The organism is Virgibacillus aidingensis (assembly GCF_010994035.1).
In the GTDB taxonomy this organism is placed as follows: Bacteria; Bacillota; Bacilli; order Bacillales; family Amphibacillaceae; genus Virgibacillus_N.
In genome coordinates, this window is record NZ_WIXN01000006.1 from 41,458 (window position 1) to 62,944 (window position 21,487).

Here is a 21,487-nt window from a genome sequence, read left to right on the forward strand (position 1 = left end):
CCTTAAAGGTAGTTAAAAAGCAGCAGAATCGAGGTAGAGCAAGTAAGAAAATACAATCCAACTAAAATTATCCGTATTCATTTTCAATGGGGAAACAAAAATAAACTGCCACCACGTTATTTTTCCCAAAAAAAAGAAGGCTAACCTGTCGCAGATTAGACCTCTAGTTGTTTTCTTCAGAAAAACGCTTATTCACTCGCCACCCATGGAAGCACATTCATATTTTTCGTGAATTTATGCTGCTTTCCCAAAGGCGGGAGAGCTGCAAAGCAGTTCCTTGCTGCATCAATGTATAAGTTTGCATCAGGGAACGTAACTTTGCGCTTGTACTGCTTATCTTAGGACCTGAATTTTCAGCTGAAACTTTTCTTTCCCAACGTGTAAGTATTATGAAGCACCCGCTTCCTCGTATTCCATTTCCTCACCTACACGACGAAACTCTCCCAGCACGGCTTCCTGTATTTTAGCACGTGTACCGGAATTGATCGGGTGTGCAATATCCCTAAACTCTCCATCCGGAGTCCTTTTGGAAGGCATTGCAACAAAAAGTCCGTTATTCCCATCAATCACGCGGATATCATGGACTACAAATTCTTCATCTAACGTGATTGAAGCTATAGCACGCATTCTCCCATCTGTATTTACGCGGCGTAATCGAACGTCAGTCACTTCCATGATGTTTCACCACCTTTTCCCTTTTGCTTACTAAACTAGTTCAACAAAAGTTGAAAAAATCCTGCTAAAAAATCAAAAAAAATAAAAATTTATGAATCTGCAAGCAATAGCACAGTTTGAAACATATGGAAAACTTGTAAAATGTCTGTCCCGGATACAGGCAAAAATCCTTATTTTACTTGATCGGTCTGCATATTGCCGGGCTGTACATGAATGTTTCTCTTCTTAATGTCCACATCGGTGATTTTTACAAGGGAAGTATAATCGTCCACTACCCGTTCTTCTTCTTCATCGTCTGCTTCGGCAAGCACCCCGATTGCTTTTACATTAGCTTCGAACTCACCCAGAAGATTAATCATTCCCGTGATGGTTCCCCCCGCCTTCATAAAGTCATCTATAATACAGACATTGGCTCCTTCTTGTAAACTCCGCTTCGGCAAAACCATGGTCTGGATCTTGCGTGAAGAGCCGGAAACATAATTAATGCTGACAGAAGAACCTTCCGTTACTTTTGGATCCCTTCGTACGATAACAACGGGAACATCCAAAAATGATGCCGTTGCGTGGGCTAGCGGAATTCCTTTTGTTGCTACTGTGACAACCACATCAATATCCTTATCGGAAAAGGCAGATGCAAAAACACGGCCTATTTCCCTTACCGTTTTCGGATCACCAAGCAAGTCGCTCATATATAAATACCCGCCGGGAAGGATCCGCTCGGCGTCCTCCAGTTTACTGCAAAGCTTTTCAATAAAGGATGTACTCAGTGTTTCGGAATTTTCCGGGATAAATCTCACACCGCCTGCAGCCCCGGTTGTCCTTTTTAAGTAACCGAGACCTTCGCTTTGAAAAACATGATGGATGATATCCAAATCCTCACTTACCGAGGCTTTCGTTGTATTTAAACGGTCTACGAAATAAGGCAATTGCGTATGTTTTCTTGGGTTATCAAGAAAATAGTTTGTCAATACGACCAATCGATTGCTTCTTTTCATTTTTGCACCTCAAAACCGAATGATTTTATATAAATATATCATTAATATATGTTTTTAGGCAACAATTAACCAATTAACCGTACATAATATACTTCTTTGCAAAAGCCTTTCATGCTGTTATAAATCCGCTGTGCTTTACTCTCATGCTTTACCAGGCCATACACCGTCGGGCCGCTCCCGCTCATTAACACACCTTCAGCCCCGGACTGTGCCATTTTATTTTTAATCCGCTTTACCTCCGGATAGGCGCTGCACGTCACCTCTTCCAAAGCGTTTCCAATAGAATGGCAAAGCTTGGGGTAGTCATTTTCATGCAAAGCATCGATGACTCTCCCTGTTTCCGGATGAATCAGCTTTTCAAGGTTGATTTGTTCAAATATCGTACCGGAAGAGACCCCTATATCCGGTTTTGCCAATACAACCCAGCAAGACGGAGGTGCAGGAAGTCTGTTGACAATTTCCCCCCGTCCGGTTGCTACGCCTGTATGGCCAAAAACGCAAAAGGGCACATCAGAACCAATACGCGCGCCAACCTCCGCCAATTCCTGCACTGGAATATGTAAAGACCATAATCTGTTTAAACCGCGCAGCACAGCAGCGGCATCTGCACTTCCTCCGCCAAGCCCTGCAGAAACGGGAATACTTTTCTCTATATCAATATGGACACCTTTTGCTATGTTGTAAACTTCCTTAAAAAGCCTTGCTGCTTTATATGCCAAATTCCGTTCATCGCTCGGCACATATCTGCTCTCCAAAGAAATTTCTATTCTGTTCTCGTCCAGTTCATGAATAGCAACCCTGTCTGACAGATCAATGGTTGTCATTACCATTTCCACATTATGATAGCCATCCTCCCGTTTGCTGATGACATCCAGGGATAAATTCAATTTGGCAGGTGCTTTTTCATAAATAATCATTCTCTTCACCTTCTTTTATCAGGAGTGAACTTCTTCTGGCAGAAATTCATAAGATGTGAGAGCTAACGTCAAAAGATAAACAAATTGTAACACAAATAAAAATAAGTCGCGACTGGTTGTCCGCCCTGAAAATATGCTGCTGCCAACCAGTAATAAGTCTTAACCCCACTCATCATAGGACAGATCCGCCTAAGAAAACCGTATGGAAAGGGGAAAAGGCAAACCCGTTAGGATTTGCCTTTTTGCCCTGCACTTTGTTCTGCCATTTCGATGGCCCGTTTGACCATGTTCCCGGCATCACGTGCTTTAATGCCTCCCCAGCCTTCCTGCTGCACTGTGTCGTAAAATCCTAACTCCTTGGCAATTTCTTCTTTCAAATGGTCTGACATAATTCCTTTTCGTCTAGCCATGAAGAACTACCCCTTTCCGTATGGAATTGTTACGACATTTTTAGAATATGCAGCTGCGTTTATTTCACACCAGTTATATGTATACAAAAAAGGATTTATTTTGCAAAATCATATTGCGTCAGCATGCTTTCCAGCTTCAGTGCCAGACCGATATTGCCGTTCACTTTCAGCTTCCCTGACATAAAAGCGGCAGTACTGTTTAAATCCCCTTGCAGAAACTTCCTGAAGTACTTTTCCTTCATTTTCAACGTGCAATCCGCCTTTTTATTTGCATCGTAATATACAGCAGCTGAACCATCCGATAATTCAAGCTGATAAATGCCATCTTCTGCATCGGTTAACTCAAATTGGAATACAGCATTTACTTTTTCATAAGGTGTGCTTTTTTCCAGTAATTTCGCTTCAATTTCTCCCCAAATCTCTTCCACATTTTTATTCTCCATCATAAACCCCCTGGTCATCCCAATATTCTGTTATTTCAAAGCAGAAAAACTGCATAAATAAGGTCCATAAAAAAACGAAAACAGTAAACAAAAGGAATGTTTACTGTTTTAAGATGGTTGCTATTGTTCCTTCGTCCGTAAAGCTCAGTTCGACCGTTTCTGTCAGTATGTCCGCATAGCTGTAAGAGACCCGCTCAAAAGCATTTTCTTCCTGATCGAGTTCCACAATGAATACGGAAGGATATGTTTCCGCAAGTACACCTGAACGCTCGATCGTTTTCCTTCTGCCGCCATTGGCCTTCAGCCTCAAACGCTGTCCAACGTGCCCTTCAAGACCTTGCTTAATTTCGCTTAACGTCTTAGCCACTACACTCCACCTCACTTCATTCAGTGTATCACACGCTTGTATTAAAGTCAAATAAAACAATATATTATAACAGGGTTATAAATTTCATGTCAACCGTTTTTTTTTTGTCTATTTACCGTATTATTTGTAAATGTTAACATTTTATGTACTAATTTTAATAAAAAATAAGGAAATTGTTATAAAAGTTGATGTATTGGAGACTTGCAGATAAGAAAGCGTGAGGAGCTTTCTTATCTACTGATTATCATTTGAGCCGCTCTCAAGATATGGCATGCCGGTCCGGAGCAGTCCTCTTGTCTCCACTCCACCCATCCCTTTATCACCGGTAAGTGTATTTCTCAGTGCATCTCTGACGCCTACTTTATCCATGAAAGACGTATACGCGATCTTTGCAGCTATATAAACCGGATCCAATGCATGTATATTAATTCTCAAAGGGGAGCTTGCAAAGTTGGCTCCGGCTCTTATTAGGGATTCAAAATGCGACTGGCATGCCCCCGCAAAAATAATGAGCTGATCAAGATCAGGCGTAATATTCCTCGCTTCCCTGACAGTTTCCGCAAAATAACGGGAGTGTCTGTATGCCCGAAGATCGTTTTTTTGCCCTTTATTTTTTGAAAAAGCGTCATGGCCTGTAATGACAATAATATCCGGCTGGATTTTTCTGACCAGCTCACCGATCTTTACAGGCATCTCTTTTTCATTTACATGTACGCCATGCACTTGAAGCCCCACCCGCCGGTAAAGTTCGATGCATTTCCTCAAATACATCTGATCTCCATCGAGGTGCAGCACCTTTGCGGGAAGCTGAAAATACTGAGCTTCATAGTAATAGCCTTCAGTGGACTGGTATTCCCGTTTCTCTTTCATCAACTGATAATCCTGACGAAATAAACGGTAGGAGAAATCCTCCTGTTCCTTGCCCTTTTTCCTCCTTTTTTCCAGATCCCGTGATTTAACCATAACAATATCATCTATTGGCGCGTCAGCTTCCAGCCGCAAATCCTCGCCAAATAATTGAACCGTTTTCTCCCTGATGGAGGCAATCCGAAAAAGCAGATCATGATTGTAAGATATCCGTGTAACTAAATCACCTTTATTAAACCGCATAAATTCACCCCACACCTCACCGCTTTCCACTTAGAATGGAAGCTTTCCTAGTATAGACTATGAGGATAAACGCCCGCCCGTGCGGGGAAACAAAAAGCAATTAAATTTTGAGCAAAAAAATATCCAGTCCGACTTGTGAAGCTTTTTTCTTCGCGGTACAAATAATTAGAAATTGCTTGATGTGCTTAAAAAGATGACCAGAGGACCACCTGTTTAATCTCCTGCTTCCTCAATCTCTTTCCTCGAAATTAATACTTTATCTACCCGGACACGGTCCATGTCAATTACTTCAAGTTGTATATCTCCTACTTCAACCGTATCTCTGACTTTCGGAATGTCCCCAATTCTATTGGTAATAAACCCTCCTAAAGTATGAAAGTTTCTACTGTCATTAAGAATGATTATATCTTCCAACTCAAAATATCTTGTAAAACTTTCCATGGAAACAAGACCATCTGCTAACCAGGAATGCTCATTTCTTTTTATAATTTGCGGATCTTCTTCATCATCTTTCTCCGGCATTTCCCCAACGATATTTTCCATAATATCATGAACGGTCACAAGTCCTTCAATTCCTCCGTATTCATCAATCACCATAGCCTCATGCCGTTCAAACTTTTTTAATGTTTCCAAAGCATTAAACACATGCATTGGTTCCGGCAGTATAAGGGTGTCTTCAATGTAATCGCCTAAAGTAATTTTCTCTCCTGCTGCAAGTTTTGATATAAGATTTTTTGTGCGAATGATTCCTTTAAAGTTATCCAGACTCCCTTCACCAACCGGATATTTAGAGTAAGGACTTTCATTTATTAATTTCATATTATCTTCATAGGTGTCTTCCATATCGATCCAAACAAGCTGGGTGCGGGGGGTTAGGATATCACTGAGACGTTTATCTCCGAGATAAAAAATTTGTTCCACTATATCCTGTTCAATTTCTTCCACAGCCCCGCTGTGAACCCCTTGTGCAATTAATTGGGAAATTTCTTCTTCCGTTACCTCCGGTTCTTCTGTTGGCTTTACCCCTAATATTTTTAATACAAATTCAGTAGATTTGCTTAAGATCCAAATAACAGGACGTCCGATCTTTGAAAAAAAGTACATCGGTTTTGCTACTTTACAAGCCATTTTTTCCGGATTGTCCATACCGATCCGTTTAGGTACCAGCTCACCTATAATTAAAGATAAATAAGTAGTAAGTCCAACAACAAGGATAAGACTCAGCTCATAACTGAATGGAGCAAGCAATTCAACCTGCCCTACATAAACAGCCAGCTGGCCGGCTATTGCTGCACCCCCAAATGCTCCTGTAACTACTCCAATCAGCGTAATTCCGATCTGGATGGTTGATAATAACTGGTTCGGATTCTCCGCTAAGTTTAATGCATATGCTGCATTAGTGTTTCCTTCATTCCGCAATTTCTCCAGTCTGCCCTTTTTCGATGTCACAATAGCAATTTCTGTCATGGCAAAAATACCATTAGCTACAATGAGTATTAATACAATTACAATAGAAGCCCATATACTGTCCAAAAGAATTTTCACCTTACCTTTATTAAGTTCAAAGTATTATTGGCACCAATTATATGAAACTCACCGCAGCAGGAAAGGTCTGCTTCCCCGCTGCAAACAAAACTACTTGCGCACGCGGTACTGAATCACTTTCACGATCTCCATCAGCACCACAGCTGCAAGTGCAATCCCGGTCGCAATGAACCAGTCAGTGAAACCAAACTCCTGCGGGATATGGAAAATATCACGGGCAAATGGAAGAATTGTAATACCGTAAAGCACGAAACCAAGGATCACAGCCCCGATTACATATTTATTGCCAAAGAATCCTGCTTTAATTGATGTTTGCGTGTTGGAACGGGCTGCAAAGGTTTGCAGTGTACGTGAAAGGATTAATGTCGTAAAGGCCATAGCCACACCCATTTCAGTGGACGCTGCCAGACCTGTGTGAAAAGACACAATAACCGCAATCCCGATCAGAATGCCTCGTGTCAGCACTGCCTGCATGGTGCCGCCGGCAAATATCCCCTCATCCATCTTACGAGGCTTCCGGTTCATGACGTCCGGTTCTGATTTTTCCATCCCGAGTGCGATAGCAGGAAGGGAATCATTCACCAGATTAATAAACAGGAGCTGCAATGCAGTAAATGGGTTCGGCAAGTTAAGTGTTACAGCATATAGAATGGCAATAATCGCGCCAAGATTACCTCCAAACAAGTAGCCGATTGCTTTTTTAATGTTATCAAATACAGTGCGGCCAACTCCCACTGCATTGACAATGGATACGAAGTTGTCATCGGTTAAAATCATGGCAGAGGAGTCTTTCGCCACATCTGTTCCGCTTCCCATCGCAATCCCGATATCCGCCTGTTTCAGTGCCGGTGCATCATTGACGCCGTCTCCCGTCATGGCTGTTATCGTATCTTTCCGCTGCCATGCACGTACAATTCGTATTTTATTTTCCGGGGATACCCGGGCATATACAGAAATCGCCTCCAGTTTTTCTTCCAATTCTTCCTCGGACATGGCATCAAGCTCCTGCCCTGTCACAGCAATATCATTTTCCTCCATCAAGCCAATATCCCTGCCAATTGCCTCAGCAGTCGTTTTATGGTCACCTGTTATCATGACAGTTCGGATGCCGGCTTTTTTGGATTCTTCAATGGATCCATAAACCGCTTCACGCGGAGGATCCATCATGGCAGTTAGTCCAACAAGCACATAATCTCTTTCTTCTTCATGCGTAACGTTCGTATGCCCATCCGGCAATTTCTTATAGCCGTATGCCAGTCCTCTTAGTGCTTGATTGGAAAATTCCTCATTCGCTTCCTGGAAGCGTTCAAGCATATCCTCATTTACAGGCTGTTCTTCCCCATTTACAAGCACATAAGCAGCCCGGCTGAACATGACGTCAGGAGCTCCTTTTGTCAGCATCAGCTGTCTGCCATCTATCATATGTACCGTTGACATTAATTTACGGTCAGAATCAAATGGCAGCTCAGCAAGGCGAGGGTATGTTTCCCGCATTTCCTCATAGTCTATCTGATTGGAATGGGCAAAGTTTATTAATGCAATTTCGGTTGGATCGCCGATTTCCTTGCGATCTTTGTTAATATAGGAATCATTGCAGAGAACGGCAATGCCTGTAAGCATTTTCTCTGCTATACTCCACTCATCCCGATTTTCGGGAAATCTTTTATTTGCATTTCCCGGCAAGAAATAATCGGTAACGGTCATCTTGTTTTGTGTCAGTGTACCTGTTTTGTCCGTACATATGATACTGGTGGATCCCAATGTTTCCACAGCCGGAAGTTTTCGAATGATGGCATGCTGTTTTGCCATTTTATTCGTGCCTACAGAAAGAACAATCGTCACAATGGACTGGAGGGCTTCCGGTATTGCCGCAACAGCTATCGCTACAGAGAACATCAATGCATTCAACATAGCCGTGGTTGTATCAACATCACTGTCGCCAAACCAGATTCGTGCGGCCTGTACAGCAAATATCAGAATACAGAGCAGCAGAATGCCAATTCCCAGCTTTTTACTGAAGGAATTCAACTTCCGCTGTAATGGTGTCTGTTTCTGTTCTGCCGTCTGCAGCATATCGGCAATTTTTCCGATTTCGGTTTTTTCGGCAGTACCTGTTACCGCAAAAGTCCCGCGTCCGTAAACAACCAGCGAGCTGGAGAATACCATATTTCGCCGGTCGCCCAGCGCAGCTTCCTCGGTAATTTCTTCGGTTTGTTTTTCCACTGCTTCCGATTCCCCTGTAAGCATCCCTTCATTTACCTTCAGAGATCCGCTTTTCAGTATACGTCCATCGGCCGGAACATAATCCCCTGCTTCCAGCTGGACAATATCCCCCGGCACAAGCTTCCTCGCCGGTATCGTCTCTTTAGTGCCATTCCGAATGACTTTTGCCTCGGGAGCAGACATATCCTGCAGGGCTTCCAGAGAGCTTTCCGCCTTCTTCGTCTGTACGACACTGATCACAGCATTAATAATTAATACAAGGAAGATAATCAGTGACTCCGCAATTTCACCAAGCAGTATCTGGACACCAGCTGCTGCAAGCAGAACAACCACCATCGCATCCTTGAAAGTCTCCAGGAACAGCTTCCAGATTGATGCCTTTTCTTTATCTTCAATTTCGTTATAGCCATGTTTTTCAATCCGTTTGTTTACTTCTGCTTCCGATAAGCCATTTTCTGAAGCGTTGATATCCTGTAAGACATCTTCAGCACTTTTACGGTAATATTCCATTTTATACCCCTTTCCTTCTCAATTATTCTTTGATATAAATGCTTATAAAATACGGGAAATTATGGCTTTCCTGCAAGCCTCCATAGTAGGCCTTAGTTTACTAAAAAATACTTTTTTGTTGCGGTGCATATCTCCTCCGGCCAACCTTGTACCATTTATTATTTCCTGCACATTGGAAAAACTGCGTGCAAAAAAAAGCGAGACCCCTGCCATAATCAGGCAAAGGTCTCGCTGAGCAATTGACTGCCAATAAAGCCGATGGACGCTGTCCATGTCTTGACGACTTTATTTTGAAAAAGAACCAATATCTAATTCAACGCTACTCCCCTTTGACAAAAAGCCAAAGAAATACAATTGTCGGTTAATTATACCATGCAGCGCATGAATTAGTAAAATCAGGAAATTTTTTATGCGGGAAATCATGCCAGCATATTTCTCTTCTTATTAATTCCCCTGCAATTTTATCTTCAAACTTCAATTGCAAACTTTTTATAGCAATTTTCAAACTAAAGACCATTTTATGCTATTCAATAAATGAATAAAGGGTATTTGCCAATTGGGCAAATTCTTCCATATTCAATGATTCCCCTCTTCTTGTTCCATCGATGCCGCTGTCCTCAATCATGCGGGAAATCTGAGGTTTTTCATAATGGGACTTAAAATAGCTGGATAAGTTATTTCTGAGTGTTTTCCTCCGCTGGGAAAAGCTTGCCTGCACCATTGTAAAAAAGAAATCTTCATTCTCCACATGTACCGGCGGTGTTTTTCTCCTTGTTAATTTTAATACACTGGAATCCACATTGGGCTCCGGCATAAATACGCTTTTTGGGACATTCATCACAATGTTGGCTTCGGTATAATATTGGACAGCAATTGTTAATGAACCATAACTTTTGCTGTTTGGCGCAGCTGCCATCCGTTCCGCCACTTCTTTTTGAATCATGACCGTAAAGCTGTCTACAGGCAGGTTTTCCCGCAGCAGTTTCATTAAAATCGGTGTAGTAATATAATACGGCAGATTTGCTGCAACATGAAGCCGCTGTCCCTCTCGAAAGTATTCGTTTATTACTTTCCCGACATCCGCCTTTAAAATATCCTGATGAATGATCGAAATATTGCTGTATGGCTTCAGTGTATCCTCCAACACGGGCAACAGCCGCTGATCAATCTCAAAGGCCACTACCCGATCCGCATGAATTGCCAGCTGTTCAGTCAGTGCACCAATCCCGGGGCCTACTTCAATGACCCCGGCGGACTGATCAATGCCGGCGTGCTTTATTATATTTTCCAAAATGTTTGCGTCAATCAGGAAATTTTGACCCAGGCTTTTCTTAAAGGAAAATCGGTACTTCTTTAAAATTTCCTTCGTATAGCTTGGTGTTGCTATAAATTTTTCAGCTGTCATTTTTTTCCTCCTGTAATACCTGCGTCATCGCTTCCTCAAACTCGCTTTTCGTAATCTGAAACATGGTTAAACGCTTTAAGAGCTGTTTTCCATTCGTGTGGCCAATTTGCAGGATATTTCCCAGTTTTTCCCTGCGTTTGCCTGCTCCGGAGCCACCAATAAGACCATGGGCAATCAGATCCTCTTTTTGAATCTCACTGTTATCTCCTTCAGTTAATTCATATACAGAAGCAAGCGCATTTCTAATATCCACCAATGCGGCGTGTTCAATGCCAAGACTTTTGGTTTTCGAATGCTTGTCCATCGCCTTTTCCCTTGGCAAAAAGGCATGTTTGCACCCCGGAACAGCCTTGTCCACGATATGCCGGATTCTTTCTCCCGGATAGTCCGGGTCTGTAAAAATGATAACACCACGCTTATCTTTCGCATGTTTAATTCTTTTTAATATTTCCTTGTTCACTGCAGACCCATTGGTTTCTATCGTATCGGCATCCAGTGCCTGGTTTATTTTTGCCGTATCATCTTTTCCTTCCACGACAATGATTTCTTTGATCTTCACTGTGTTACCTCTTTTCGTCATAACATTAGCAGACTTTCTCTTTAGCGGATCAGGTATGCCGGAAAATACCCAACGCTGATAACCCGTAAGCCTTCCAGCTACCCGTTGTATTACAGCTGTTAAGTAATGCAGCACTCCCTGCAAGTAAAGATTGCTGCCGCACTGCGTTTCATTTTGGCCATTATTAAAAAGCAGCATCTTTTACAATACAGCCTCCATAAATAAATGCTCTTATCATTTTACCATGATAAGAGCATTTTCATTAATCAAGCACTTTTACTTTTACTGTGCGTCTTCCCCAGCTGCTTGCAGCGGACTTGGAAGGAACATGCACATCAATTTTATTGCCGACAATGCTGCCTCCAGTGTCTCCGGCAATCGCTTCACCATATCCTTCTACCCAAACCCGTGAACCGAGCGGAATCACACTTGGATCTACTGCTACGACTTTCTTATTCGGATCAGCCTTCAGATTAATGCCTGTAGCTGTATATCCGGAGCATCCACTGCAATTTGCTGTATAAGCAGTAGAGGACATCGTAAATTCTTTGGAAGACGATGGTTCACTTGATGCTGTTTTGCCTGAAGAACCCGAGGAACCCTTATTACCGGATTTCGGTTTTTCACTGGCAAGAGTAACCACCTTTTGTTCCGGTTCCGGCTGCGGCTCTTTTGTGCCTATTGCCACCACCCTGTTTGTGCTTTCCTTTGTTACTTGTTCATCAACCAGCTTTTTGTCAACTTCTTCTCCATTTTCCAGCGTAATCTCGTAAATCTTGGTTACTTCTCCATCCTCACCCTGGGATACAACTTCCTCTTCTCCCTCTAATAAGGAATTGTCATTTCTTTCTTCCGTGGTAAAGGCAACGGTTTCAGTAACTTCCTCTGTTACTTTTTCCACCCGTACGATATCGATAGTCATACCCTCTGCAAGTTTGGAATCTACTGCAAAATTAATCTTGTCATCACTGTCCGGATCATATGCAATATTTTCCTCTTCCAGCAGTTCTTGAATGGATCCGCCGGTGGTCCAAACCTGCTTCTCATTCCCGCCATCGTTTACGCTAACTTTGAATGCCTGTGATATTTCAATATGTAGTCCGTCTTCGATTATGTCGCTTTTTTTATGGGAAACATGATCCCGATCTTTAAAGCTGAGATCATACTCGGTAAAAAATTCCCCAATGTTAGCGGATGTTGTATAATAGCTATCTTCTTCACCATTAAGTGTGACGATAACTTCTTTAGCTGTTTTATAATCAATTTCCATGTTGTTTTCTATGGTGTCGTCAAGGTCATGGGATAATGCATCATGCTGGCCAACAGTGATTCCGACTTCATCCAGAACCTCTTTCACCGTACTTTTATGCGTTTGTACGGTTTGCTCTTTATCATTATCTATGATGACTACTTCTGCTTTAGTTGCTTCAAATAGTATGAAACCTGAAAATACGACAAGTGCCAGAATTCCCGCACCCGACATCACCAGCTTTAATGCAGACGCCGGCATTAGCTTTGAAATAATTCGCATGCTACTGCCTCCTTTGAATTGCACAATTGATTATAGTAACAGATATATGTTAAGTCAAAGGAATTCCGTTTACGGTTGGTTTACAATTTCGTTACAGCCTGATCGGTCTTTTCCACTTTTTTCTGTAAAAAATGCGAAAACCTTTGCCGCTGCTGAATTACCGCATGTAACATGATTGAAAAATAAAGCAGGATTGGCCAACAGCAAGTCCAAAATATGAAGTAATTAATTCTATTTTATTGCACACTTTTTCTTTTTCTTTACAATTTTACATTCTCTGGTGACTGGAAAAAATATTTATATCCCAAAAAACTTGCGTGCATTATTTGTCGTGATTTCACTGATTTCCTCCGGTGTTGACCCTCTTAATTCGGCAATTTTCTCTGCCACAAGTTTTACATAGGCAGGTTCATTTCGTTTTCCGCGGTATGGGTGCGGAGCGAGAAAAGGGGCGTCCGTTTCCACCAGCAGCTTGTCTAAAGGCACTTCTTTCGCCACTTCCTTTGGCAATGTTGCATTTTTAAAGGTGACGGGACCACCGAGGGAAATATAAAAATTCATATCCAGGCAGGCCTTTACGTAATCCACAGAATCATTATAGCAATGCATAATGCCTCCTATTGTTTTGGCATCCTCTTCCTGCAATATTTCTATAATATCTGTTGTTGCGTTCCTGTTATGAATAATGATCGGCATATTCACCTTTTTGGCAAGCCTAATTTGCTTACGGAATACTTCTTTTTGCACATCCTTTGGCGATTTATCCCAGTGATAGTCAAGACCCATTTCACCAATTGCCACTACCTTGGGGTGGACGGATAATTCCTCTATCCAGTCCAGATCTTTATCTGTCATGTCAATGGCATCAACGGGATGCCAGCCGACTGCTGCATAAATGGTTTCATACTGCTCTGCAATTTCAATCGCCAATGGAATCGTTTCAGCATCAAAGCCGACCACGGTCATATATTTCACACCAGCATCAAATGCCCGCTGTATAGTTTCATCACGGTCTTCGAAAAATTGTCTTGCGTTTAAATGGACATGTGTGTCAAATAGCATATGAATTTGCTCCTTCATGAAAGTCTTTTATATATAAATAACTTCATTTTATAGAAAAAGGTCAACCTCCCGGGAGTTTGACCTTTTCATTGTATTGCCCTATTTTACAACGGAACCGTTAGGAAGATCTCCTGCCACGGATGCGAGCGCCAGGTTTCCTTTCTCATCCTCTCCGGAAAGGACCATACCTTCTGAAAGCTCTCCGCGCAGTTTCACCGGTTTTAAGTTGGTTACACAGATTACTTTTTTACCGATTAAATCCTCAGGCTGATAGTACTCCGCAATCCCGGAAATGACCTGGCGTTTATCTTTGCCCACATCAAGCTGAAGCCGCAGCAGTTTATCGGCGTTTTTCATTTTTTCCGCGTGCACCACTTCAGCTACCCGGAGATCGAGCTTCATAAAATCATCAAAAGCAATTTCGTCTTTTTTGCTGTCACTTTTCTTTTTCTTTGGTTCCTCCGCAGGTTTCTTCATCATATTTTTAATGGTTTCCACTTCTTTTTCCACATCGAGACGCGGGAATAGTGGTTTTCCTTTTTGCACTTTGGTGCCGGCCTGAATCCTTCCATCCTGATAAACACTGTCCCATTGCTGCAATGCCTCATCTGTAATGTTCAGCTGACGGAAAATTTCCGCCGGCGTTTCAGTCAGAAATGGCTGCAGCATGACAGCAGCTTTTCGCAGTGATTCCGCAAGATGCGCCATTACATTGCCCAGCCGTTCTTTATTTGCTTCATCCTTGGCAAGGATCCACGGCTCTGTTTCGTCAATATATTTATTGGTCCGGCTGATCATTTGCCATAACGATGATAAGGCAACAGAGAACTGCATATTCTCCATCGCTTCTTCCACTTTGTCTATCGTTGCTTTGCCGAATGCCTCGAGTGATTCATCTATTTCTGTTTCAGATGCTTGATATGCCGGAATTTCTCCGCCAAAGTACTTATTAATCATGGCAACGGTTCGATTCAGCAAATTCCCTAAATCATTGGCCAGATCATAATTGGTGCGCTCGACAAATCCTTCCGGTGTAAATACCCCGTCCGATCCAAATGGCACTTCCCGAAGCAAATAGTAGCGAAGTGCGTCTAGACCGTATCGGTCCGTCAGACTGATCGGGTCAACAACGTTTCCTTTTGATTTGGACATTTTGCCGTCCTTCATTAAAATCCACCCATGGGCAAATACCTTTTTCGGCAATGGCAAATCAAGCGCCATCAGCATAATCGGCCAATATATCGTATGGAAACGGACAATTTCCTTACTCATTAAATGAACATCTGCCGGCCAGAACTTCTTAAATTTCTCGTCATCATCCGAACCGTACCCCAGGGCTGTAATATAATTAGTCAATGCATCGATCCAGACGTAGATCACATGCTTCGGATTGCCCGGCACTTTAATCCCCCAGTCAAACGTGGTACGGGAAACAGCGAGATCCTCCAGCCCGGGTTTAATAAAGTTGTTCAGCATTTCATTTTTTCTGCTCTCCGGCTGGATAAATTCAGGGTTATCTTCATAATACTGGACAAGACGGTCTACATATTTACTCATTTTAAAGAAATAGGACTCCTCTTTCACCTGATCGACAGGCCCGCCGCAATCCGGGCAGCGTCCATTATCTAACTGCCGCTCGGTAAAAAAGGATTCACAAGAGGTACAATACGACCCTTCATATTCATCCAAATAGATGTCGCCCTGTTTTACGAGCTGCTCAAATATTTTTTCCACTACTCTTTTATGGCGATCTTCCGTTGTCCTGATAAAGTCATCATTGGATATTTTCAGTTTTTTCCACAGCTTTTGTATATCACTGACAATCTCATCTACATAATCCTGTGGCGCCATTCCTTTTTCCTTAGCCTTTTTCTGGATTTTCTGGCCATGTTCATCCGTCCCTGTCAAATACATGACCTCATATCCGCGCATCCGCTTATACCGTGCAATGGCATCACCTGCTACCGTTGAATAAGCGTGTCCAATATGCAAATTACCGCTCGGATAATATATTGGAGTTGTTATATAAAAAGTCTTTTTTTCTTCCGCCATGGATATTACCTCCCAAATTACAGCAACGTCAATTTAAATGAAACTATTTCTATTGTAGCTTTTCTCAGGGAATTTGCCAAATACGACACAGGCTGCCCGGGACTATGTTAAATGCAGCTAAATACGCTTCCACCATAAAGATTCGTCACTTGTCGAACTTTGTTGAAAAATTTCCTGATAATAAATTGCTGTTTTTTTTATAAAACCAATTTCATTTTTCTGCATATCAGTTATTAAACCTCTCTATGGCAGGCATGAGAGTGGGAAACATTTTTGGATTAATATTTAATTTTTTCTAAAAATTTTATTGACAATAAAAGGCACGGTTGGTATTCTATACTCAAGAAGTGTCGAAATATGACGATTATTATCATAAAATAATTGGAACAGTCCATCAAATTTAAATAAATTTGACTTCCAGGATAGGATTGTTTATCAAAATCTAAGAGGGGGAAAAAAGAATGAAGTCTACAGGAATTGTAAGAAAAGTTGATGAGCTGGGGAGAGTTGTTATTCCAATCGAATTACGCCGTACATTGGATATCCATGAGAAAGATGCTATGGAAATCTATGTGGATACCGACAAAATTATCCTGAAAAAATACAAGCCAAACATGACTTGTGACCTTACAGGCGAAGTTTCTGAAGATAACTTTTCTTTGGCAAATGGAAAAATTGTACTCAGCCGGGAAGGGGCCAGGCAATTGGTAGAAGAAATAGAATCACGTTTTAATAAATAAATTCATAGCTGTTTTTAACTAAAACTGCATACATGCAGCCCTATAGCCAAATGATTTTCAGATGACATCAAAGCATGATTTATTAACAATAAAACATCCTGGGACCGAAAAATCCTGATTGGCAAAAGGTTCATATATGTATTTCTTAGCAGGCAGGACAGTTTACTTCCGGCAAAAAAAATGACTACAGTTTTTGTAGTCATTTTTTTTGATGACAGGGGGAGTTTCTAATATCTTATATAGAGAAAAATGTATATCATTATAAACTTTTTCGTATTTGAGGTAAAGAATAAGAAGAATTACTATTATATCAGGGGATAAGTTTTATATCAGGCGTATTTCCCATGGAACGGACAGATTTAATACGGAAAATACGGCAGCGTTTTAAATGATCCTGGTGACATGGGTGAAAGATTAATAAAGCATGGTCTAGACATAATTGGGGGTTTTTTTAAATGGTAAAACTGCATAATGAAATGTTATTTACGGCGGAATTACTGGAAGAAATCAGAGAACAATTTGCCTTTGTTAATATGGATCCCCTCAAGCAAAAAAAGAGACTGTATTTTGACAATGCAGGCGGATCCTTAAGATTAAAGCGTACTATTGAAAAGTTTGCTCAATTCGATCTGATTCCCGATCACCCGCAGCGCAACCATGAAGCAGCAAAGTACCTGGCGGAAGTGGAAAGAAAGGGTATAGAAGATACGCGAATCATATTTAATGCGGAAAATGGCAGCATTGCAACTTACCTTACTGCCTCACAGGCCATTTTTGAAATCACGGGGAAAATTGCCGAAAATATTGAAGGAACCAACATTGTAACCACTGCATTAGAGCATCCATCCGCTTATGACTCTGCAAAGTATTATGCAGAGAAGACAGGGAAGGAATTCCGCGTGGCGAAAACAAACCCTGTTACAGGGGGAGTGGATGCAGAAGAAATTACAAAACTCATTGACAGTAATACTTGCTTTTTAAGCGTGATTTACGCATCTAATATATCTGGTGCCATTTTGGACATCGAAACAATTGTAAAAGAGGCAAGAAAGATTAAACCGGACCTGTTCATTATTGTAGATTCTGTACAGCACGCTCCTCATGGTATTATCGATGTAGAAAAGACACCGGTGGATGTCATGAACTTTGCTCCATATAAATTTTTTGGCGTAAGGGGATGCGGCGTTGCCTATCTTTCTGAGAGAGCTGCGAGCCTGCCGCATCATCGTTTATTCGGCAAGGAAAATAGTGATTTGCAGCTTGGCAGCCCGGTACCGGCCCATTTTGCAGCCATTAGTGAGATTGTTGATTATGTGTGCTGGATCGGAAGCAAATTTTCCAATGATCAGAACAAAAGAAATTTATATGTCAAAGGGATGAAAAAAATTGCTTTACATGAAAAGGCACTTTTGGAAATCATGCTCAATGGAACGGATAAGGTAAGGGGGTTAAGAAGTATTCCCGGAGTCACCGTCCATCTTGACTATGAAGATTTGTCCAAAAGAGACTTTATCGTGGCGATAACTATAAAACATTTGGATTTCCCGGAAGCTGTCAGGGCATATGAAGCTGAAAATGTGATTGTATATGACCGTACGGCCTCCAGTATTTATTCAAAGAGAATGCTGGAGTCATTTGGAATGGAAGGTGCGGTACGGATTTCGCCTTTACACTGTAATAGTGTGGAAGAGATCGAAGAATTCCTGGAGGTTACGGAAAGAATTGCAGAAAGAAATGAATCAGGCTTATAGTTTACCGATATGGTGAGCAGGTTTTAAAACCTTAAAAAACATAACGCTGCTCATATTTTTGGGACGGGGTTAAGAACAATTGATTAAATGAAAATTACTTCGATCAAGTAGTTTATTAAAAGATTTGTATTATATACATGCCAGATTGCTGAAAATGCCTGGAGGCAGTCCCTGTTGCAAAGACTGCCTCTTTTTTGCATATTTTAAAAAAGAGGTTTATCTCCGCTTTTCAAAAATTCTATGAAGTCCGTCCCGGCTTTGGAAAGCGGCTCAGTGTTTTTATAATACAGCATCATATTTTGATAGGCATGTGCATCATCAATTTTGTAGAAGAACAATTTTTCCGTTCTTTCCAGATGACGGGTAATTCCGGCCCGTACGAAAGCAATTCCTTTTCCGTTGCGGGCAATATGATAAGAGGTGAGCATCTGGTCAAGGTCCATGGATACGTTAGGTGTAAAGCCTGCCTTTTTACACATTTTTAAACTCCTCTGGTGCATATCATTTCCCTTTTTCAATAATAGAAAGTTTTCTTTCACAAATGCTTTCAGATTCACTTTAGGAAATTTTTCATTTAAATACCTGCCACTGGCCACATCATCGAATGTGAGGCGGTATTCCTCCAGCTTATTATTTACTTTGTAAGAAGCCGGAACAGCCAGCAAAACAGGTTCCTCGGCCCAAACATAAGCATCAAAGGCTTTAGGAACACCCTTTTTTTCTACATCTATCACAATATCAACAATCCCCGAACGAAGACATTTCATTAAGTCATCCGCATTGGCTTCCAGGAGGCTCACCGTGTAATCCGGATATTCCTCTTTAAACTCCTGTACAATCCCCGGCAGAATATAAGTGCAGAAAAAAGAAGCGCCTCCCACATGAATCGTTCCGGCTGTCTGATCCCGCAGGTTATTAAAATAGGATCTCATTTCTTTTTCTATGTTCATGATATTTTCAATAGATTCAATATAATATTCCCCTGCTTGCGTTAATTGTATCGGATTGCTGCTTCTGTCAAATAGAGGAAGACCAATCTCTTCCTCCACCTTTTTAATCGTTGCACTCAGTGCCGGCTGTGAAATATAAAGTTCCTCAGCCGCTTTGGAAAAGCTTTTATTTACATATACTGCATAAACATAATCCATATTTTTCAGCATTAAAACAGCCCCTCTTTTTCAATGGCGTATTCATGACTCGCATTGGCTCGTATTTTAGTAGATGGGGAACCCGCCTGCAATTATAGTATATAGAAAAATATATATCGTTATAAACTTTTTCGTATTTGAGTTAGGGTCTGATAAGAACTAACATGATTATTAGAAGGGATAGTGCAGCTTGATACAAAACGAAAAAGTGAAAAAGAAAAGAGTGATTGACTATGGAACCTATAGAAAAGAAGTTTTTAAGACTAGGTGCTGAATATGCACCAGGGCAGGAAGTAAGGCAGAATACAGATGAAGTTACACTCAAACAGGAAAAAATCCCCGGAACACCGGTTGATTTTTCCCACGGTGATGTCGATGCTTTTGAACCGATTCCAGGGTCCCTGGATGCCTTTGTTGAAGGGGTTCATATTGGCGGCAGGCAAGCCTACACCGAATATCGAGGAAGTAAAGATATCCGGGAAAATGCAGCCAAGAAGCTTTCTCAATTTACAGGAACGGCAATTGATGCAGAGCGAAACTTTATTATTACGCCCGGGACACAGGGAGCACTTTTTCTTGCCATGGGGTCCACTGTTTCCAGAGGAGACAAGGTGGCGATCGTGGAACCGGATTACTTTGCCAACCGTAAACTGGTTGAATTCTTTGATGGTGAAATTGTCCCTGTACAGATGGACTATTACGCTTCGGAAACCTCAGCTGGATTGGATTTAACACAGCTGGAGGATGCCTTTAAATCCGGTGTGAAACTCTTTATATTTTCGAATCCAAACAATCCGACAGGCGTTATTTACGGACAGGATGAAATACGCACCATCGCAGAGCTCGCGCAGCAATACGGGGCAAATGTGATTGTGGATCAGCTATATTCAAGGCTGATCTTTGAGGGACGTACCTACACCCATTTATGTGCGCAAAATATAGTAGACCCGGAAAATGTCATCACGATTATGGGACCGTCAAAAACAGAGTCACTCAGCGGCTACAGGCTGGGCGCAGCATTCGGCTCAGCAAAGATTATTGACCGTATGGAAAAACTGCAGGCCATTGTGTCTCTGCGTGCAGGCGGTTACAGCCAAGCCGTTTTGAAAACCTGGTTTTCCGAGCCGGACGGCTGGATGAAGGAAAGGATTGCCGATCATCAGGCCATCCGCGATGATTTGGTTGCAAAATTGCACGCTGCGGAAGGGTTTAAAGTAAGAGCTGCAGAGGCTGGCAGCTATCTGTTCCCGAGCATTCCCGAATTAGGTGTTTCCATACATGAATTCGTTAAGGTGCTTCGTCTGCAAGCCGGTGTTACAGTAACTCCCGGTACAGAATTTGGACCGCAGTTTAATCATAGCTTCCGCATCAATTTTTCACAGGATCATCAAGCAGCAGTTGACGCCATTGACCGGGTCATTCAGGTCGTGGAGGCGAATCGCAAATGAGCAAATCCAGGGAAAAAAATAACCCTGTTCCGCAGGGTAACTATGTTCCGGCTTCACGGTTTGGAAATATTGTTTATACAGCCGGAATGACACCTAGAAAGAATGGCATACTGCTGCAGAGCGGAAAAGTAAAAACAACGGAGCCGCTTTCAGCCTATAAAGAAGCAGTCAGGCAGGCAGCAGCCAATGCACTGGCTGCCGCGGAAAATACATTTGTGGACCAGGAGCGGCTGGAGCAGGTACTCCTATTAAATGTTTATGTGAATGCGGAAGAAAGTTTTCAGGAACATACCAGCCTGGCAGACTTTGCATCTGAATATCTATTGGAAACATTGGGCGATGCAGGTGTTGGGAGCCGCGCCGCGATCGGTACGGCATCCTTGCCGGACAACGCGCCGGTGGAGATTCAACTGGTTGCTGGAATTACTTCATGAAAAAATGCATGATATTTTCTTTTACAAGATAGATTACGTAGTCATTTACATGAGAAATAAGACCGGGAAAAGGAAAAATTAGTGGAACCTTCTCTGTCTGACATCACCTGTCTAACCGCGGCACAGATATGGCAGAGAAGGTTTTTTGTTATACGAAAAGGT

General features: G+C 41.9%; 19 protein-coding genes and 1 riboswitch. Of the genes, 4 read left to right on the forward strand and 15 right to left on the reverse strand.

What is annotated here, in order from left to right:
- Positions 1–387: 387 nt before the first annotated feature.
- The 14 genes from spoVG to metG all read right to left on the reverse strand — a co-directional run bounded on the left by spoVG (position 388) and on the right by metG (position 15,804).
- Entirely contained in the window at positions 388–675 is a 288-nt protein-coding gene (gene spoVG / locus GHD25_RS06615; protein WP_164215601.1) for a septation regulator SpoVG, read from the reverse strand.
- Positions 676–845: 170 nt separating this feature from the next.
- Positions 846–1,670, reverse strand: coding sequence for a pur operon repressor (purR, locus tag GHD25_RS06620; protein ID WP_164215602.1), 825 nt, complete (start codon positions 1,668–1,670; stop codon positions 846–848).
- A gap of 65 nt (positions 1,671–1,735) precedes the next feature.
- Positions 1,736–2,587 (reverse strand): 4-(cytidine 5'-diphospho)-2-C-methyl-D-erythritol kinase, encoded by an 852-nt coding sequence (ispE, locus tag GHD25_RS06625; protein WP_164215751.1) that lies wholly within the window; start codon positions 2,585–2,587, stop codon positions 1,736–1,738.
- A gap of 227 nt (positions 2,588–2,814) precedes the next feature.
- Positions 2,815–2,997, reverse strand: a complete 183-nt coding sequence (locus GHD25_RS06630) for a small, acid-soluble spore protein, alpha/beta type (protein WP_164215603.1) — start codon at positions 2,995–2,997, stop codon at positions 2,815–2,817.
- A gap of 95 nt (positions 2,998–3,092) precedes the next feature.
- Positions 3,093–3,440, reverse strand: coding sequence for an SCP2 sterol-binding domain-containing protein (locus GHD25_RS06635; RefSeq protein WP_164215604.1), 348 nt, complete (start codon positions 3,438–3,440; stop codon positions 3,093–3,095).
- A gap of 100 nt (positions 3,441–3,540) precedes the next feature.
- On the reverse strand, positions 3,541–3,807 hold the full coding sequence (veg, locus tag GHD25_RS06640) for a biofilm formation stimulator Veg (protein ID WP_164215605.1): 267 nt from the start codon (positions 3,805–3,807) through the stop codon (positions 3,541–3,543).
- A gap of 234 nt (positions 3,808–4,041) precedes the next feature.
- Positions 4,042–4,917, reverse strand: a complete 876-nt coding sequence (gene yabG / locus GHD25_RS06645) for a sporulation peptidase YabG (RefSeq protein ID WP_164215606.1) — start codon at positions 4,915–4,917, stop codon at positions 4,042–4,044.
- A 213-nt stretch (positions 4,918–5,130) separates the two neighbouring features.
- Complete coding sequence (locus GHD25_RS06650) at positions 5,131–6,450, reverse strand: hemolysin family protein (protein WP_164215607.1); 1,320 nt, start codon at positions 6,448–6,450, stop codon at positions 5,131–5,133.
- Positions 6,451–6,552: 102 nt separating this feature from the next.
- Entirely contained in the window at positions 6,553–9,195 is a 2,643-nt protein-coding gene (locus tag GHD25_RS06655) for a cation-translocating P-type ATPase (RefSeq protein WP_164215608.1), read from the reverse strand.
- 233 nt (positions 9,196–9,428) lie between these two features.
- Positions 9,429–9,535: riboswitch (yybP-ykoY riboswitch) on the reverse strand.
- 183 nt (positions 9,536–9,718) lie between these two features.
- On the reverse strand, positions 9,719–10,600 hold the full coding sequence (rsmA, locus tag GHD25_RS06660) for a 16S rRNA (adenine(1518)-N(6)/adenine(1519)-N(6))-dimethyltransferase RsmA (protein WP_164215609.1): 882 nt from the start codon (positions 10,598–10,600) through the stop codon (positions 9,719–9,721).
- Positions 10,590–11,159, reverse strand: coding sequence for a ribonuclease M5 (rnmV, locus tag GHD25_RS06665; protein WP_164215752.1), 570 nt, complete (start codon positions 11,157–11,159; stop codon positions 10,590–10,592). Before rnmV ends, rsmA begins: the two co-directional genes overlap by 11 nt.
- 262 nt (positions 11,160–11,421) lie before the next feature.
- Positions 11,422–12,690 (reverse strand): G5 and 3D domain-containing protein, encoded by a 1,269-nt coding sequence (locus tag GHD25_RS06670; RefSeq protein WP_164215610.1) that lies wholly within the window; start codon positions 12,688–12,690, stop codon positions 11,422–11,424.
- A gap of 297 nt (positions 12,691–12,987) precedes the next feature.
- Positions 12,988–13,752, reverse strand: a complete 765-nt coding sequence (locus GHD25_RS06675) for a TatD family hydrolase (RefSeq protein ID WP_164215611.1) — start codon at positions 13,750–13,752, stop codon at positions 12,988–12,990.
- Positions 13,753–13,851: 99 nt separating this feature from the next.
- Positions 13,852–15,804, reverse strand: coding sequence for a methionine--tRNA ligase (metG, locus tag GHD25_RS06680; protein ID WP_164215612.1), 1,953 nt, complete (start codon positions 15,802–15,804; stop codon positions 13,852–13,854).
- A 461-nt stretch (positions 15,805–16,265) separates the two neighbouring features.
- Between metG and GHD25_RS06685 the strand changes: the two genes are divergently transcribed.
- Positions 16,266–16,544, forward strand: a complete 279-nt coding sequence (locus GHD25_RS06685; RefSeq protein WP_164215613.1) for an AbrB/MazE/SpoVT family DNA-binding domain-containing protein — start codon at positions 16,266–16,268, stop codon at positions 16,542–16,544.
- 455 nt (positions 16,545–16,999) lie between these two features.
- Complete coding sequence (locus GHD25_RS06690) at positions 17,000–18,295, forward strand: aminotransferase class V-fold PLP-dependent enzyme (RefSeq protein WP_164215614.1); 1,296 nt, start codon at positions 17,000–17,002, stop codon at positions 18,293–18,295.
- A 203-nt stretch (positions 18,296–18,498) separates the two neighbouring features.
- On the opposite strand, the gene GHD25_RS06695 is transcribed toward GHD25_RS06690, so the two are convergent.
- The gene (locus GHD25_RS06695; RefSeq protein ID WP_164215615.1) at positions 18,499–19,455 is read right to left on the reverse strand and encodes a LysR family transcriptional regulator; all 957 of its coding nucleotides are present in this window, start codon (positions 19,453–19,455) and stop codon (positions 18,499–18,501) included.
- A 221-nt stretch (positions 19,456–19,676) separates the two neighbouring features.
- Here GHD25_RS06695 and GHD25_RS06700 point away from each other — a divergent pair, with 221 nt between their 5' ends.
- Complete coding sequence (locus tag GHD25_RS06700; protein WP_164215616.1) at positions 19,677–20,891, forward strand: pyridoxal phosphate-dependent aminotransferase; 1,215 nt, start codon at positions 19,677–19,679, stop codon at positions 20,889–20,891.
- A complete protein-coding gene (locus GHD25_RS06705) occupies positions 20,888–21,325 on the forward strand; it encodes a RidA family protein (RefSeq protein WP_164215617.1) in 438 nt (145 codons plus the stop codon). Before GHD25_RS06700 ends, GHD25_RS06705 begins: the two co-directional genes overlap by 4 nt.
- Positions 21,326–21,487: the final 162 nt, after the last annotated feature.

Bases quoted from the DNA above. Each gene is read 5' to 3' on its own strand.
- rsmA (WP_164215609.1), bottom strand. From the start codon at position 10,600: ATGACAGCTGAAAAATTTATAGCAACACCAAGCTATACGAAGGAAATT.
- ispE (WP_164215751.1), bottom strand. From the start codon at position 2,587: ATGATTATTTATGAAAAAGCACCTGCCAAATTGAATTTATCCCTGGAT.
- GHD25_RS06690 (WP_164215614.1), top strand. From the start codon at position 17,000: ATGGTAAAACTGCATAATGAAATGTTATTTACGGCGGAATTACTGGAA.
- GHD25_RS06675 (WP_164215611.1), bottom strand. From the start codon at position 13,752: ATGCTATTTGACACACATGTCCATTTAAACGCAAGACAATTTTTCGAA.
- GHD25_RS06705 (WP_164215617.1), top strand. From the start codon at position 20,888: ATGAGCAAATCCAGGGAAAAAAATAACCCTGTTCCGCAGGGTAACTAT.
- GHD25_RS06700 (WP_164215616.1), top strand. From the start codon at position 19,677: ATGGAACCTATAGAAAAGAAGTTTTTAAGACTAGGTGCTGAATATGCA.
- GHD25_RS06695 (WP_164215615.1), bottom strand. From the start codon at position 19,455: ATGCTGAAAAATATGGATTATGTTTATGCAGTATATGTAAATAAAAGC.
- metG (WP_164215612.1), bottom strand. From the start codon at position 15,804: ATGGCGGAAGAAAAAAAGACTTTTTATATAACAACTCCAATATATTAT.
- GHD25_RS06655 (WP_164215608.1), bottom strand. From the start codon at position 9,195: ATGGAATATTACCGTAAAAGTGCTGAAGATGTCTTACAGGATATCAAC.
- purR (WP_164215602.1), bottom strand. From the start codon at position 1,670: ATGAAAAGAAGCAATCGATTGGTCGTATTGACAAACTATTTTCTTGAT.
- GHD25_RS06685 (WP_164215613.1), top strand. From the start codon at position 16,266: ATGAAGTCTACAGGAATTGTAAGAAAAGTTGATGAGCTGGGGAGAGTT.
- spoVG (WP_164215601.1), bottom strand. From the start codon at position 675: ATGGAAGTGACTGACGTTCGATTACGCCGCGTAAATACAGATGGGAGA.
- GHD25_RS06635 (WP_164215604.1), bottom strand. From the start codon at position 3,440: ATGGAGAATAAAAATGTGGAAGAGATTTGGGGAGAAATTGAAGCGAAA.
- yabG (WP_164215606.1), bottom strand. From the start codon at position 4,917: ATGCGGTTTAATAAAGGTGATTTAGTTACACGGATATCTTACAATCAT.
- GHD25_RS06670 (WP_164215610.1), bottom strand. From the start codon at position 12,690: ATGCGAATTATTTCAAAGCTAATGCCGGCGTCTGCATTAAAGCTGGTG.
- GHD25_RS06630 (WP_164215603.1), bottom strand. From the start codon at position 2,997: ATGGCTAGACGAAAAGGAATTATGTCAGACCATTTGAAAGAAGAAATT.